Here is a 14,598-nt window from a genome sequence, read left to right on the forward strand (position 1 = left end):
TCGGTCGAGCGTGGCAGGCTGTACCCGTGAGTCGACTTCCACTTCGTTTGGCGCTGATCGAAGCTGCAAAACAGCTCGACGCCGCAGGTGTGCCCAGCCCACGGACCGACGCCGAGTTGTTGGCATCCCACCTGCTCGGTGTCGAACGCACGCGCCTCGGGTTGACTCCGTTGGTCGATCCCGAGGTCATCGCGGCATTCGACGAGTTGGTTGCGCAACGCGTGAAGCGGATTCCGTTGCAGCACATCATCGGAGTCGCATCGATGGGCAACATCGACGTCGCTGTCGGTCCCGGTGTCTTCATTCCGCGGCCCGAAACCGAACTGCTCATGGGTTGGGCGCTCTCGTTCCTCGAAGGTTGCGGAAGTAAGCCGCCGGTAGTCCTGGACCTGTGCACGGGATCGGGTGTCCTCGCGCTGTCCATCGCCGAGGCTCGCCCCGACGCAGTCGTGCACGCCGTGGAGAAGGAGCCCGCCGCGCTGGCGTGGGCGCGTCGTAATGCCGCCGACCGCGAGGCGGCCGGTGATACGCCGATCCACCTGCATCAGGGCGATGTCACCGATCGGAACCTGTTGCCAGGGCTCGAGGGCGGCGTAGATCTGGTCGTTTCCAATCCGCCGTACATCCCCGAAGGCGCGCAATTACAGCCTGAGGTCATGGATTACGACCCACACACCGCGCTGTTCGGCGGTGCCGACGGCCTGTCCGTCATCAAACCCATGATCAGCAATATCGCGCGGTGGCTTCGCATCGGCGGCGCGGCAGGCATCGAGCACGACGACACCAACGGTGACGGCGTCGCTGCGCTGTTCTCGGCGCGCCGGGTATTCGGCGAGGTCGCGCAGCATCCCGATCTTGCCGGTCGTCCGCGTTTCGTCGTCGCCAGACGTGTCGCCACCGACGTCGAAGCGCAGCGGAATCGAACGCCCGAAGTGCAGAGTGAAAGGATGGCTGAGTGAGCACCGTGTACGACTGCAGTCAGACAGATTCCCGAACCGCAGGCTTGGCCGCCGCGAAGAACGCGCTCAAGGCCGGCCGACTCGTAGTTCTCCCTACCGACACCCTCTACGGACTCGCCGCCGACGCGTTCGACAGCGAAGCTGTCACGAGTCTGTTGCGCGCCAAGGGTCGCGGACGAGACATGCCCGTCCCGGTTCTGGTCGGATCGTGGAACACCATCGACGGACTCGTCTACAGCGTGCGCCCGCAGGCGCGGGATCTGATCCGCGCGTTCTGGCCCGGCGGACTGAGCTTGGTCGTCGAGCAGGCACCTTCACTCGCCTGGGACCTGGGCGATACCCGCGGAACCGTCATGCTTCGCATGCCCTTGCACCCGGTTGCCCTCGAATTGTTGCGCGATGTCGGACCGCTTGCCGTCTCGAGCGCCAACATTTCCGGCCGTCCGCCGGCAACCACCGCCGAGGAAGCCCGCGATCAGCTAGGCGGCTCTGCCAGCGTGTACCTCGACGGAGGCAAGGCCGAACACGCCGTTGCTTCCACGATCGTCGACCTGACCGGCAATTCACCGCGTATCTTGCGAGTGGGTGCCGTCTCGGCAGAATCCATCGCCGAGGTATTGGGCACCAGTCCGGAAAGCCTCGTAGAGGGAGCTTCGTAACGATGGTCGGCGCCGGCGGCGAGCGCGCGGGGGAATCCACGTACTGGGGACCGGATTTCGGTGAGCTGGCCACGGCAGACCCCGAGATCGCGGCTATTGCGCTGGCCGAACTCGAGCGTCAGCGCGGCGGGCTTCAACTCATCGCGAGCGAGAACTTCACCAGCCCCGCGGTAATGGCAGCCTTGGGCTCGACCCTGAGCAACAAGTACGCCGAGGGCTATCCGGGCCGGCGTTACTACGGCGGGTGCGAGTACGTCGACGCAGCTGAGAATCTGGCGATCGACCGGGCGAAAGCACTCTTCGGCGCTGAGCACGTCAACGTTCAACCGCATTCGGGGGCCACTGCGAATCTCGCGGTGTACGCCGCATTCGCCAAGCCCGGCGACACCGTATTGGCGATGAGTCTGCCGCACGGTGGGCATCTGACTCACGGATCTCGGGTCAGCTTTTCAGGGCAGTGGTTCACCACCGTTCCCTATCACGTCGATTCCGCCACCGAATTGATCGACTACGACGAGGTTCGCACACTGGCTCTGGCGCACAAGCCGAAAATCATCGTCGCCGGCGCGACCGCCTACTCCCGCACCATCGACTTCGCAGCCTTCCGCTCGATCGCAGACGAGGTCGGTGCGATCCTGTGGGTCGACGCCGCCCACTTCATCGGACTCGTGGCAGGTCGGGCGATACCGTCGTGTGTTCCGTATGCCGACGTGGTCTCCGCGACGACGCACAAGGTCCTCAGGGGCCCACGCGGTGGAATGATCCTGTGCCGCAGCCAGCATGCCTCGGCTGTCGATCGCGCGGTCTTCCCCTTCATTCAGGGTGGGCCGATGATGCATGCGATCGCAGCAAAGGCGGTGGCCTTCAAAGAAGCGTCGACATCGGAATATCGTTGGTATGCACAGGAAGTGGTTGCCAACGCGTCGGCGCTCGCGCAGTCGTTGGAAGCTCGCGGTCTGCGCACCGTGTCCGGTGGAACCGACACGCATCTGGCGCTTCTCGACCTGCGTGCAAGCGGCGTCACCGGAGTCGACGCCGAGCGTAGGTGCGGACTGGCTTCGATCACGCTCAACAAGAACGCGATTCCGTTCGATCCACAATCGCCGGCCGTGACGTCCGGCATCCGCGTCGGATCTGCGGCAGTGACGACGCAGGGTTTCAACCGTTCCGACATGAGCGTCGTGGGGGAGTTGATCGCGCGTGCAGTTGTCGCGGATCCCGCCACTACGTCCGGGGAGGCCGAGTTGGCATCAGTTGCCGACGGCGTTCGCGAATTGGTTCGGGCCAAGCCTGCCTATGCCCGCCAGACGGGTGATCTCGCGCAGTGATCACTACCTACGAAGCGACCACATATCTTGCACAGGGCGGCGGGGGAGCAGGTGTCCCCATCCGTGAACTGTTGCTCGTGCTGTGTACGGCGGCAGTGGTGACCTACCTGGCGACTGGCGCAGTCCGGTTGCTGGCGCTGCGGTTCGGCGCCGTCGCGATTCCGCGAGATCGGGACGTTCACGTCGAACCGATTCCGCGTCTCGGTGGCGTCGGAATGTACATCGGAATGGCTGTCGGCCTGTTGTTCGCGCAGCAATTACCCGCGCTCACAAGAGGTTTCGGCTTCGGTAGTCCGGACGTTCACGCCGCACTGGTTGCGGGAGCCGTCATCGTCCTCGTGGGTGTCATCGACGACAGATGGGGCCTCGACGCGCTCACCAAGTTCGTGGGTCAGGTGACGGCTGCCGGAGTTCTCGTGGTGATGGGCGTCAGTTGGTTCATCATCTACAACCCGTTCGGCGGTGACGGTGGGTCCACCATCATCCTCGATCAGATTCAATCGGGACTGTTCACGGTGGCTGTTGCCGTCGCGACCATCAACGCCATGAATTTCGTCGACGGTCTCGACGGTCTTGCAGCCGGGCTTGGACTGATCGCGGCACTTGCCATCCTCATCTTCTCGATCGGTCTTCTCCACGATCAGGGCGGCGACGCGAGTGTCTACCCGCCCGCAATGATTGCCGCGGCATTGGCAGGCGCTTGCCTCGGATTTCTTCCGCACAACTTCAATCCGGCACGCATCTTCATGGGCGATTCCGGTTCGATGTTGATCGGTCTGATGCTGGCTGCGATCTCCACCAGCGCATCCGGTCGTATTCCGCTCGCTGCCTACGGAACCCGTGACCTCGTCGGCCTTCTCGCGCCGTTGTTGCTGGTCGGGGCTGTGATGTTCATCCCGATGCTGGACATGCTCCTGGCCGTGATCCGCCGAACGAAAGCGGGCGTCAGCCCGTTCAGCCCCGACAAGATGCACCTGCACCACCGTCTCTTGCAGATCGGGCACACGCATCGACGAGTCGTGCTGGTCATTTACCTGTGGGTCAGCGTTCTTGCCTTCGGTGCCGTCGGATCCTCGCTGCTCAATCGGCAACTGGTTGTCGTACTCGTCGCGGCCGGTTTGGTCCTTGCTCTGTTCTTCACCGCCGTGCCGTCTTTGATCGATCGCAAGCAGCAGCGGCGCTAGCCAAGTTTCCCGATCCATTACCCTTGGGCATCGTGACGAACACGCCGCAGCCAGTACCTGCCTCTCAACCCATCCCTGATTCGACCGCCGCCATGAAGGCAGCCGTGAAGTGGGGTGTGATGGGGCTGATCGCGCTGGCCGTGGTCGGCGCGCTCCTGGGAGGGTTGTTCGCCGGCAAGGAAGGCGTCTACGGCGCACTGATCGGCGCAGCGGTCGGCGGCGGGTTCATCCTGTTCACGGCGTTGGGCGTGCTGCTCACGGCAAAGCTGCCCGCGCTTACGGCCGGCGCAGTTCTGCTCGGTACATGGCTGCTGAAGATGATTCTCGCGATGGTGGTTCTGTTTGTCCTCTCGGACATGGACTTCTACAACAAGACCGCCCTCGTCCTGGTCATCATCATGTCTCTGGTCGTGGTGCTCGGTGCGGAAACATACGGGGTTCTCGCAACCAAGACTCCGTACGTTGATCCCACTCCCAGCAGCAACGTCGACGACGCCGAGTAGTACTACAAGACGTAACTAATCGGACTTCCAGGTACCCCATCTACACAATGTCGTAGATGACTTGATAAGGTTCGGTTCAAGCGAGAGCAATGGTGGGCCGAGTAACACTCAGCCGACGATGCCATGTGCTCGCAGGTGGTCGAAATTCTGACCGCTGAGTCGACGAGAGTCGCCGACACCGACAGACGCCAGGTCCCTCTAGGGTTCTCCAGCTGCTGACGAATGCGCGAGTCGAACTTGTCGACTTGTAGATCGTCAATGTCCGATCGAACCACAGTCAATGATGGCTGCGGACCGACTACGGGAGAGAACGCTGAGCGTCACCACCCTGGCCGCGGATGAATTCCATCCGCCGTCACTAGACGATTTTTTCCCGCCCTCTGTGTTGATTCACGCGGGCCCCTTCGAGCTCGACCGTCTGATGCTGATCCGTCTGCTGATGTCGGTGCTGGTCGCAGCGTTCTTCGTGATCGCGATGCGCAGCCCTCGATTGGTTCCCCGCGGACTTCAGAACGCAGCTGAGCTTGCGCTCGACTTCGTTCGGATCAACATCGCCGAGGAGATCCTGGGCAAGGAACAGGGCAAGCGCTTCCTGCCGGTCATCACGACGATCTTCTTCCTCGTGGTCGCCAGCAACCTGGCCAGCGTCATTCCCTTCCTGAACATCTCGCCCAACGCGCGAATCGGTATGCCGCTGGTACTCGCAGCGCTCGCCTACATCGTGTTCAACTACGTGGGAATCAAGAAGTACGGCTTCTTCAAGTACGTCAAGAGCAGCATCGTCGTTCCCGGCGTCCCGCTGCCCCTGCACTTCTTGTTGGTGCCCATCGAGTTCATCTCGACCTTCATCCTGCGTCCGTTCACGCTGATGGTTCGTCTTATGGCCAACATGTTGGCCGGCCACATCCTGCTGGTGCTGTTCTTCAGCGCGACGAACTACTTCTTCTTCGTGTCCGGCGGATTCCAGGCGATCTTCGGCGTTCCGTCGATCATTGCCGGTATCGCATTCACGTTCTTCGAACTGCTGGTCATCTTCCTGCAGGCTTACGTGTTCGCGCTGCTGACCGCCGTGTACATCGAACTGGCGCTCCACGCCGACGAGCACTGACCTTTTACCTCCTCACCAGCTACAACAAGAACTGAGCCTCTCGTCGAATCCGGCGGAGGTCAACAGAAAGGGAACGGAACACCATGAGCCTCGCATACCTGGCACAGGAAACTGCCGAGACTGTCTCTCGCTCCAAGGGCTTCGGAGCCATCGGCTACGGCCTCGCAGCGATCGGCCCCGGCATCGGCGTGGGTATCGTTGTTGGTAAGGCAATCGAAGGCATGGTCCGCCAGCCCGAGATGGCCGGACAGGTTCGCACCACGATGTTCCTCGGTATTGCATTCACCGAGGCCCTCGCGCTGATCGGCCTTGTCGCCGGCTTCATCTTCTAAGACAGACATGGCAGCCACCATCGCAATTCTCGCGGCGGAGGGGACGACCGAACACAATCCCCTCATTCCCGAGACATACGACATCGTGTGGTCCGCGGTCGCGCTCGTCGTAGTCGGTTTTGTCTTCTGGAAGCTCGTTCTTCCGAAGTTCCAGAAGGTCTTGGCCGAACGCACCGAGCAGATCGAGGGCGGTATTCAGAAGGCCGAAGCAGCACAGGCAGAGGCAGCAGCAGCGCTCGAGCAGTACCGCGCACAGCTCGCCGAAGCTCGTACCGAGGCAGCGCAGATCCGAGAGGAAGCGCGTACCCAGGGTCAGCAGATCATCGCTGACATGAAGGTTCAGGCGCAGGACGAGAGCGACCGCATCGTGGCCGCAGGCCACAGCCAGCTCGTTGCCCAGCGCCAGCAGATCGTCGCTGAGCTCCGCTCGGATCTCGGCAAGACCGCTGTAGACCTGGCCGAGAAGGTCATCGGGGAGTCCCTCGCCGACGACGTGAAGCGCGCCGGAACGGTTGATCGATTCCTCAACGAGCTCGACACCGTCAGCGCTGATTCAGCCAGGAAGTGAGCAACATGTACGCAGCGAGCCGTGAAGCCTTGGCGCAGACTCGTTCTGCGCTGAGCAGTGCCCTGGGCGCCGTCTCTGCAGGAGCCGCAACTGCTGCTTCTGCTCAGGCTGGGTCCGAGCTCTTCTCGGTGGTCGAGGTACTCGACGGCCAGCGCGCTCTTCGCAGCGCGCTGGCTGACGCTTCGGCACCGGCCGCTGGTCGCCAGGCTTTGGCACAGCAGTTGTTCTCCGGAAAGGTCGGCGCCGAGGCGCTCGCCACCGTGAAGGCAGCTGCAGGCCAGGACTGGTCTGCGGCCCGCGACTTGGTCAACTCGCTCGAACTGCTCGGACGCGAAGCTCTGCTCCGCGCCGCAGCCGATCAGAGCCAGTTGGACACCGTTGAGGACGAGCTCTTCCGTCTCGGCCGCATCGTGGCAGGGGATCCCAGCCTGGAGCAGACGCTCTCGGATCTGTCGGTTCCCGCAGCCCGCAAGCGTGAGTTCCTCTCCCGCTTGCTCTACGGCAAGGTCACTGCGGTCACCGAGGCACTCGCCGGACAGGCCGTCGGCCGGTTGAAGTCTGCGCCCGCAGACACTTTCGATCAGCTGTCGAATCTTGCCGCAGCGCAGCGCGATACCACCGTTGCTCACGTTCGCAGCGCCTCGGCGTTGAGCTCGGAGCAGTCGGATCGCTTGGCCAGCACTCTTACCCGCACCTACGGGAAGCCGGTAGCAGTACACGTCGAGGTCGATCCAGAACTCCTCAGCGGCTTGGTCGTCCGGGTGGGCGACGAGGTTATCGACGGCAGCGCAGCGGGTCGACTCGCAGCACTGCGGAAGAACCTCAAGTAGTCCTTCAGCCGAACACATACTCCAGATCTTTTCGAAGACCAGACACCGAGAGCAGGAAAAACATGGCGGAGCTGACGATCTCCTCCGACGAGATCCGTAGCGCGATCGACAACTACACCGCGAGCTACTCCCCGGAGGCCTCCCGTGAGGAGGTCGGCACAGTGACCGACACCAGTGACGGCATTGCGCACGTCTCTGGCCTGCCTTCGGCTATGTCCAACGAGCTGTTGGAGTTCCCCGGTGGAATCGTCGGCGTCGCGCTCAACCTGGATGCCACCGAAATCGGTGCCGTCATCCTTGGCGATTACCAGAACATCCAAGAAGGCCAGGAAGTAAAGCGCACGGGCGACGTTCTGTCGGTTCCCGTCGGCGATGCTTTCCTCGGCCGCGTCATCGACCCGCTGGGTGCGCCCATCGACGGCCTCGGCGAGATCGAGAGCACCGAAAACCGTGCACTCGAACTGCAGGCTGCTTCGGTGCTCGAGCGTCAGCCGGTCGAAGAGCCGCTCCAGACCGGTATCAAGGCTATCGACGCCATGACCCCGATCGGCCGCGGCCAGCGCCAGCTCATCATCGGCGACCGTAAGACCGGCAAGACCGCGGTCTGCATCGACGCCATCCTGAACCAGAAGGCCAACTGGGATTCCGGCGATGTCAACAAGCAGGTTCGCTGCATCTACGTTGCCATCGGTCAGAAGGGTTCCACCATCGCGGGCGTCAAGGCTGCCCTCGAGGAGAAGGGCGCGATGGAGTACACCACCATCGTTGCTGCTCCGGCATCTGATTCCGCAGGCTTCAAGTGGCTCGCACCGTACACCGGCTCGGCCATCGGCCAGCACTGGATGTACCAGGGCAAACACGTTCTGGTCGTATTCGACGACCTGACCAAGCAGGCAGAGGCGTACCGCGCCATCTCGCTCCTGCTGCGTCGCCCGCCGGGACGCGAGGCTTACCCCGGTGACGTCTTCTACTTGCACTCCCGTCTGCTGGAGCGTTCGGCGAAGCTGTCCGATGCACTCGGCGGTGGCTCGCTGACGGCTCTGCCGATCATCGAGACCAAGGCGAACGACGTCTCGGCTTACATCCCGACCAACGTCATCTCCATCACCGACGGTCAGGTGTTCCTCGAGTCCGACCTGTTCAACAAGGGCGTTCGCCCCGCGATCAACGTCGGTATCTCGGTCTCCCGCGTCGGTGGTGCTGCACAGACCAAGGGCATGAAGAAGGTTTCCGGTTCGTTGCGTCTGGAACTGGCTCAGTTCCGTGAGCTCGAAGCGTTCTCCGCCTTCGCCTCCGACCTCGACGCTGCCTCCAAGGCTCAGCTCGAGCGCGGTGCCCGTCTGGTCGAGTTGCTCAAGCAGGATCAGTACAGCCCGATCCCCGTCGAGGACCAGATCGTTTCGATCTACCTCGCCGGCGAAGGCATCTTCGACAGCGTTCCGATCAGCGACGTCCGTCGCTTCGAGAAGGAACTGCTCGAAGACCTCAAGCACTCGGCTGCAGGCGTCTACTCCAGCATCAACGGCGGCAAGGCACTCGATGCCGACAACGCTGCTGAGCTGATCGCTGCAACGAACAAGTTCAAGGAAGGCTTCATCGCATCCGACGGAAGCCGGGTCGTGAACGAAGCCGAGGCTGACGCTTTGGGCGCCGACGAGGTCGCGAACGAGCAGATCAACGTCAAGCGCAAGACCGTCAGCAAGTGACGTACGCGCCCATGAACCTGCGAATTCCGAAGGGAGAGTGATTGATCGATGGCGAGCATTCTCGAATTGCGGTCTCGTATCAAGTCGGTCAACTCGACCAAGAAGATCACCAAGGCACAGGAACTGATCGCGACTTCGCGTATCACCAAGGCTCAGCTTCGCGTCGCCGCGTCCAAGCCGTATGCCGAGGAGATCACGAAGGTACTCACCGAATTGGCGAGTGCGTCTGCTTCGCTCGATCACCCGTTGCTCAACGAGCGTCCGGAGCCCAAGCGGGCTGCCGTGCTTGTTGTCACCAGTGACCGCGGCATGTGTGGTGGCTACAACTCCAACGTCCTCAAGCAGGCAGAAGAGCTCATGGCTCTCCTCCGCAGCGAGGGCAAGGAGCCGGTCGTCTACGTGCTCGGTTCCAAGGGACTCGGCTACTACACGTTCCGCGGCCGCGACATCGGTGCAGCGTGGACGGGCTTCTCGCAGGATCCGGGCTACTCGGATGCAGCGAAGGCCAGCCGCCACCTGGTGGAGCTGTTCATGGCTGGTTCGGGTAACCAGGTTGCCGCTCCGAACGGTGAAGGCACGATCGAGGGCGTCGACGAGCTCCATATCGTCTACACCCGCTTCGTGTCGATGCTGACGCAGACTCCCGAGGTTCGCCGTATGGCTCCTCTCGAGGTCTTCGTGTCGGAAGAGCGCATCGAACTCGGTGACGACATGCTGACCAACGGCCACGACGACGACCATGACAATGGCCCCGTCGCGGACTTCAGCTTCGAGCCCGAGCCCGAGAAGCTTCTCGGTGCTCTTCTCCCGAAGTACGTCAGCACTCGTATCTTCTCGTCGCTTCTCGATGCTGCGGCATCGGAGTCGGCAGCCCGTCGTACCGCCATGAAGGCCGCGACGGACAACGCAAACGAACTGGTGAACACGTTGAGCCGTCAGGCCAACCAGGCTCGCCAGGCCCAGATCACCCAGGAAATCAGCGAGATCGTCGGCGGCGCCAACGCGCTCGCCTCGAGCGCAGGAAGTGACTAGCACATGACCGCAGCAGTAACCGAAAACAACGGGGCAGGTTCGGCTTCGGCCGTAGCCGGCCGCGTCGTGCGGGTCATCGGTCCCGTCGTGGACGTTGAATTCCCGCGTGGCGCTGTTCCTGAACTGTTCAACGCCCTGAACGCCGAGATCACGCTTCCCTCGGTCGCCAAGACGCTGACGCTCGAGGTTGCACAGCACCTCGGTGACAACCTGGTCCGCACCGTCTCCATGCAGCCCACCGACGGCCTCGTCCGCGGCACTGCAGTGACCGACTCGGGCAAGCCGATCTCGGTTCCCGTCGGTGACGTCGTCAAGGGCCACGTGTTCAACGCACTGGGCGATTGCCTCGACACCCCGGGCCTCGGCCGCGACGGCGAGCAGTGGGGCATCCACCGCAAGCCACCAGCCTTCGATCAGCTCGAAGGTAAGACCGAGATCCTCGAGACCGGTATCAAGGTCATCGACCTTCTCACCCCGTACGTCAAGGGTGGAAAGATCGGCCTGTTCGGTGGCGCCGGCGTCGGCAAGACCGTTCTGATCCAGGAAATGATCACGCGTATCGCTCGCGAGTTCTCGGGCACCTCGGTGTTCGCAGGCGTCGGTGAGCGTACCCGTGAGGGCACCGACCTTCACCTGGAAATGGAAGAGATGGGCGTCCTTCAGGACACCGCCCTTGTCTTCGGCCAGATGGACGAGCCGCCCGGAACGCGTATGCGCGTCGCCCTGTCCGCACTGACGATGGCGGAGTACTTCCGCGACGTTCAGGGCCAGGACGTTCTGCTGTTCATCGACAACATCTTCCGCTTCACGCAGGCAGGCTCCGAGGTTTCCACCCTCCTCGGCCGTATGCCTTCGGCAGTGGGCTACCAGCCCACGCTGGCGGACGAGATGGGTGAGCTCCAGGAGCGCATCACCTCGACCCGTGGTCGCTCGATCACCTCGCTGCAGGCTATTTACGTGCCCGCCGACGACTACACCGACCCCGCGCCGGCTACGACGTTCGCGCACCTCGATGCCACCACCGAGCTCTCGCGCCCGATTTCGCAGATGGGTATCTACCCCGCTGTGGATCCGCTGAGCTCGACCTCCCGCATCCTGGAGCCCGGCATCGTCGGTGCGGAGCACTTCCGCGTTGCCAACGAGGTCAAGCGCATCCTGCAGAAGTACAAGGAACTGCAGGACATCATCGCCATCCTCGGTATGGACGAGCTTCAGGAAGAGGACAAGGTCCTCGTCGGCCGCGCCCGTCGTATCCAGAAGTTCCTCGGCCAGAACTTCATCGTTGCCGAGAAGTTCACCGGTGAGCCCGGCTCCGTCGTGCCGCTCCGCGACACGATCGAAGCCTTCGACCGCGTCTGCAAGGGCGAGTTCGATCACCTGCCCGAGCAGGCATTCAACAGCTGCGGTGGACTCGACGACGTCGAGGCTGCAGCCAAGAAGATGGCCGGGAAGTAGTCCACGATGGCTGAGATGACCGTAGAACTCGTTGCCGTCGAGCAGCGCTTGTGGTCTGGTTCGGCGACGCTGGTCAGCGCTCAGACCACCGAGGGTGAAATCGGAATCATGCCTGGGCATGAGCCGGTCCTCGGCCAGCTGATCGAGGGCGGAACCGTGTCGATCACCTCGGTCGACGGCGAGCGTATCGTTGCTGCAGTACACGGAGGGTTCCTCTCCGTCACTGCGACGACGGTGACGATCCTTGCCGAGTCCGCGGACATGGCACAGGACATCGACGTCGAGGCAGCCAAGGCTGTCTTGGCCGAGAACTCGGGCGACCTCGAAGCGATTGCGGTCGCCAAGGGTCAGCTCCGGGCCGTCGAGCGCGCGTAAGTTACTCGAGTAAAGCCGCGACGGGAGCCGACGAACAGTGACATTCGGAATGACTGTATTGATCATTCTGGTTGTGCTGCTCGCGGTTCTCGTCGCGGCTTTTCTGTATCGTCTTGTAGTTTTGCGCCGAGGCGGTACTGCTGCACTGCTTCGTGTCTTGCCATCCCCGGGGGACAGCGGGTGGCGGCACGGAATCATTCGCTACGGCGAAAGCACATTCGTTTTTTTCAAACTGTCGAGTCTGCGGCCCGGCCCGGACTCCAGAATTGATCGTCAAGGTATCGAGGTCGAGAGCCGTCGCTCTCCCTCAGGCACTGAATTCGACATCATGAGCGACGACATCGTCGTCGTCAAGGTCAACGACGGATCGTCGGCCTACGAAATCGCCTTGGACAGTGGGGCATTGACAGCTTTCCTGTCCTGGGTCGAGTCACGGCCGGACGGGCGCGCCCGTAGGCGACGCACCGCCTGACCGGTCCCGCTCAAGCCCCCGCGCCGGGCTTCCAGAGCACATCGCCCTCAGGATTTGCCACTCTTCCCATGATGAAGAACAGATCCGACAACCTGTTGAGGTATTTCGCGGGGAGGACGCTTGTGTCTTCCGGGTTCGCATCGATGGCGGACCAGGCCGCACGCTCCGCGCGCCGTGAGACGGTCCTTGCTACGTGAAGCAGGGCTCCCAGGGCAGTTCCACCCGGCAGAATGAACGAATTCAACGGTGCGAGTTGCTCATTGAGCTCATCACACCATCCTTCGAGTCGATCGATATAGGCCTGAGTCACCCGCAGCGGTGGGTACTTCGGGTTCTCGACAACAGGGGTGGACAAGTCGGCCCCCGCGTCGAAGAGATCGTTCTGGATCTGGCGCAGCATCGCGAGGAGATTCTGCGGGGGAGTGCCGAGGGCAACGGCCACACCGATCGCTGCATTGGTCTCGTCGCAATCCGCGTAGGCGACCAGACGCGGATCGTTCTTGGACACGCGGGAAAAATCGCTGAGGCCCGTGGTCCCGTCGTCGCCGGTCCGGGTGTAGATCTTCGTCAGGTGAACAGACATAGGGCTACGGTACCGGCGCGGTGCCGACGAGGTTGTGGCTCTAGGCTGTGAACCGTGAGTGAGCACTTTCTTGTGACCGGGGGTAACCGCCTCGAAGGTGAAGTACTGGTGGGAGGGGCCAAGAACAGTGTGCTGAAGCTGATGGCCGCGGCGCTGTTGGCCGAAGGCACCACTGTCGTGACCAACTGCCCGGACATTCTCGACGTACCCCTGATGGCGGACGTCCTGCGAGGTCTGGGCTGCGAGGTTGAACTCGAAGACTCCGAAGTGCGGATCACGACGCCGGCCGAGCCGAAGTATCACGCTGACTTCGACGCGGTGAAACAGTTTCGCGCATCGGTGTGTGTGCTTGGTCCGCTGGTCGCGCGTTGTCGACGCGCTGTTGTCGCCTTGCCTGGCGGCGACGCTATCGGTTCGCGGCCACTCGACATGCACCAATCCGGACTCCGTCTGTTGGGTGCGCGCAGCGAGATCGAACATGGATGCGTGGTCGCCGAGGCCGACGACCTGCACGGCGCGAACATTCGCCTGGTCTTCCCGTCGGTGGGCGCAACCGAGAACATCTTGATGGCAGCAGTGCTCGCCCGAGGTGAGACGGTTATCGACAACGCTGCACGTGAGCCCGAGATCGTGGATCTCTGCAACATGCTCAACGAAATGGGCGCCAAGGTATCGGGCGGCGGAAGTTCGACGCTCACCATTCAAGGTGTCCGCAAGTTGGAACCTGCTACCCACCGTGTCATCGGCGATCGGATCGTCGCTGCAACGTGGGGCGTCGCAGCCTCTATGACCAGGGGTGACGTCCGCGTTCGCGGAGTGAACCACAAGCATCTCGGACTGGTCCTCGACAAGCTTCGGACAGCCGGCGCGGAGGTGACGCCCGAGGTCGACGGCTTCCGTGTCATCCAGCGCGAACGGCCTAAAGCGGTCAATTTCGCAACCTTGCCTTATCCCGGATTCCCGACCGACCTGCAGCCGATGGCAATCGGTTTGGCTGCGGTTGCCGAGGGCACGTCGATGATCACCGAGAACGTGTTCGAATCACGCTTCCGATTTGTCGAGGAAATGATCCGACTCGGCGCCGACGCTCGTACTGACGGCCACCATGCCGTGATCCGCGGCGTTCCAGTGCTGTCGAGTGCGCCGGTGTGGTCTTCGGACATTCGGGCCGGCGCCGGGCTCGTGCTTGCCGGGTTGGTCGCGGACGGAACCACCGAAGTCCACGACATCTTCCACATCGACCGTGGGTACCCGCGATTCGTCGAGAATCTCCGTGGACTCGGGGGAGTGATCGAGCGGGTGGGCACCGAATAGGTTCGGTGCTCGGCGTCACACTCGCGCCTTGTTGCCGTCGGTGGAATGGCAAAACTGTCTGACCTGGCCTTAACTGTCCAATTCGCTGTAGTGACCAGGCGATTTGTGAATTGATCGAAGGTTCGCGTAACTTATTCCAGGTCAGAGCGACACGGACACCGACTCCCACCTGCGAGGGTGAGTGACACGA

At 62.5% G+C, this 14,598-nt stretch carries 16 protein-coding genes; 15 read left to right on the plus strand and 1 reads right to left on the minus strand.

Annotated features, from left to right (window positions below; genetic code table 11):
* Nucleotides 1-26: 26 nt before the first annotated feature.
* The 14 genes from prmC (at nucleotide 27) to QM716_RS27600 (ending at nucleotide 12,511) form a co-directional block, all read left to right on the plus strand.
* A complete protein-coding gene (gene prmC, locus QM716_RS27535) occupies nucleotides 27-959 on the plus strand; it encodes a peptide chain release factor N(5)-glutamine methyltransferase (protein WP_283307431.1) in 933 nt (310 codons plus the stop codon).
* Nucleotides 956-1,618, plus strand: a complete 663-nt coding sequence (locus tag QM716_RS27540; RefSeq protein WP_283307432.1) for an L-threonylcarbamoyladenylate synthase — start codon at nucleotides 956-958, stop codon at nucleotides 1,616-1,618. The genes prmC and QM716_RS27540 overlap by 4 nt, the downstream gene beginning before the upstream one ends.
* Before the next feature lie 2 nt (nucleotides 1,619-1,620).
* A complete protein-coding gene (glyA, locus tag QM716_RS27545; RefSeq protein ID WP_283307433.1) occupies nucleotides 1,621-2,946 on the plus strand; it encodes a serine hydroxymethyltransferase in 1,326 nt (441 codons plus the stop codon).
* Nucleotides 2,943-4,130, plus strand: coding sequence for a glycosyltransferase family 4 protein (locus QM716_RS27550; RefSeq protein ID WP_283307434.1), 1,188 nt, complete (start codon nucleotides 2,943-2,945; stop codon nucleotides 4,128-4,130). The genes glyA and QM716_RS27550 overlap by 4 nt, the downstream gene beginning before the upstream one ends.
* 32 nt (nucleotides 4,131-4,162) lie before the next feature.
* Nucleotides 4,163-4,633: a Cg1360 family ATP-synthase-associated protein gene (locus tag QM716_RS27555; RefSeq protein WP_411194354.1), complete on the plus strand. Its 471-nt coding sequence runs from the start codon at nucleotides 4,163-4,165 to the stop codon at nucleotides 4,631-4,633.
* 280 nt (nucleotides 4,634-4,913) lie between these two features.
* Entirely contained in the window at nucleotides 4,914-5,741 is an 828-nt protein-coding gene (gene atpB, locus QM716_RS27560) for a F0F1 ATP synthase subunit A (protein ID WP_283307435.1), read from the plus strand.
* 83 nt (nucleotides 5,742-5,824) lie between these two features.
* Entirely contained in the window at nucleotides 5,825-6,073 is a 249-nt protein-coding gene (locus tag QM716_RS27565) for an ATP synthase F0 subunit C (RefSeq protein ID WP_042923194.1), read from the plus strand.
* A gap of 7 nt (nucleotides 6,074-6,080) precedes the next feature.
* Nucleotides 6,081-6,641 carry a F0F1 ATP synthase subunit B gene (locus QM716_RS27570; RefSeq protein ID WP_042923197.1) on the plus strand — a complete coding sequence of 187 codons (561 nt, stop codon included), beginning with the start codon at nucleotides 6,081-6,083 and terminating at the stop codon, nucleotides 6,639-6,641.
* Nucleotides 6,642-6,646: 5 nt separating this feature from the next.
* Nucleotides 6,647-7,471: a F0F1 ATP synthase subunit delta gene (locus QM716_RS27575; RefSeq protein WP_283307436.1), complete on the plus strand. Its 825-nt coding sequence runs from the start codon at nucleotides 6,647-6,649 to the stop codon at nucleotides 7,469-7,471.
* 62 nt (nucleotides 7,472-7,533) lie between these two features.
* Nucleotides 7,534-9,177 (plus strand): F0F1 ATP synthase subunit alpha, encoded by a 1,644-nt coding sequence (gene atpA, locus QM716_RS27580; protein WP_283307437.1) that lies wholly within the window; start codon nucleotides 7,534-7,536, stop codon nucleotides 9,175-9,177.
* 48 nt (nucleotides 9,178-9,225) lie between these two features.
* Nucleotides 9,226-10,209 carry a F0F1 ATP synthase subunit gamma gene (locus QM716_RS27585; RefSeq protein ID WP_283307438.1) on the plus strand — a complete coding sequence of 328 codons (984 nt, stop codon included), beginning with the start codon at nucleotides 9,226-9,228 and terminating at the stop codon, nucleotides 10,207-10,209.
* 3 nt (nucleotides 10,210-10,212) lie between these two features.
* A complete protein-coding gene (atpD, locus tag QM716_RS27590; protein WP_003941349.1) occupies nucleotides 10,213-11,664 on the plus strand; it encodes a F0F1 ATP synthase subunit beta in 1,452 nt (483 codons plus the stop codon).
* A 6-nt stretch (nucleotides 11,665-11,670) separates the two neighbouring features.
* Complete coding sequence (locus QM716_RS27595; protein ID WP_003941287.1) at nucleotides 11,671-12,039, plus strand: F0F1 ATP synthase subunit epsilon; 369 nt, start codon at nucleotides 11,671-11,673, stop codon at nucleotides 12,037-12,039.
* A 49-nt stretch (nucleotides 12,040-12,088) separates the two neighbouring features.
* Entirely contained in the window at nucleotides 12,089-12,511 is a 423-nt protein-coding gene (locus QM716_RS27600) for a DUF2550 domain-containing protein (protein ID WP_058037053.1), read from the plus strand.
* A gap of 10 nt (nucleotides 12,512-12,521) precedes the next feature.
* On the opposite strand, the gene QM716_RS27605 is transcribed toward QM716_RS27600, so the two are convergent.
* Nucleotides 12,522-13,094, minus strand: coding sequence for a cob(I)yrinic acid a,c-diamide adenosyltransferase (locus QM716_RS27605; RefSeq protein WP_283307439.1), 573 nt, complete (start codon nucleotides 13,092-13,094; stop codon nucleotides 12,522-12,524).
* Between the two features lie 54 nt (nucleotides 13,095-13,148).
* On the opposite strand from QM716_RS27605, the gene murA reads away from it, so the two are divergent.
* Nucleotides 13,149-14,408, plus strand: a complete 1,260-nt coding sequence (gene murA, locus QM716_RS27610) for a UDP-N-acetylglucosamine 1-carboxyvinyltransferase (RefSeq protein WP_283307440.1) — start codon at nucleotides 13,149-13,151, stop codon at nucleotides 14,406-14,408.
* Nucleotides 14,409-14,598: the final 190 nt, after the last annotated feature.

This window comes from Rhodococcus sp. IEGM 1409 (genome assembly GCF_030056735.1).
Lineage (GTDB): Bacteria > Actinomycetota > Actinomycetes > Mycobacteriales > Mycobacteriaceae > Rhodococcus_F.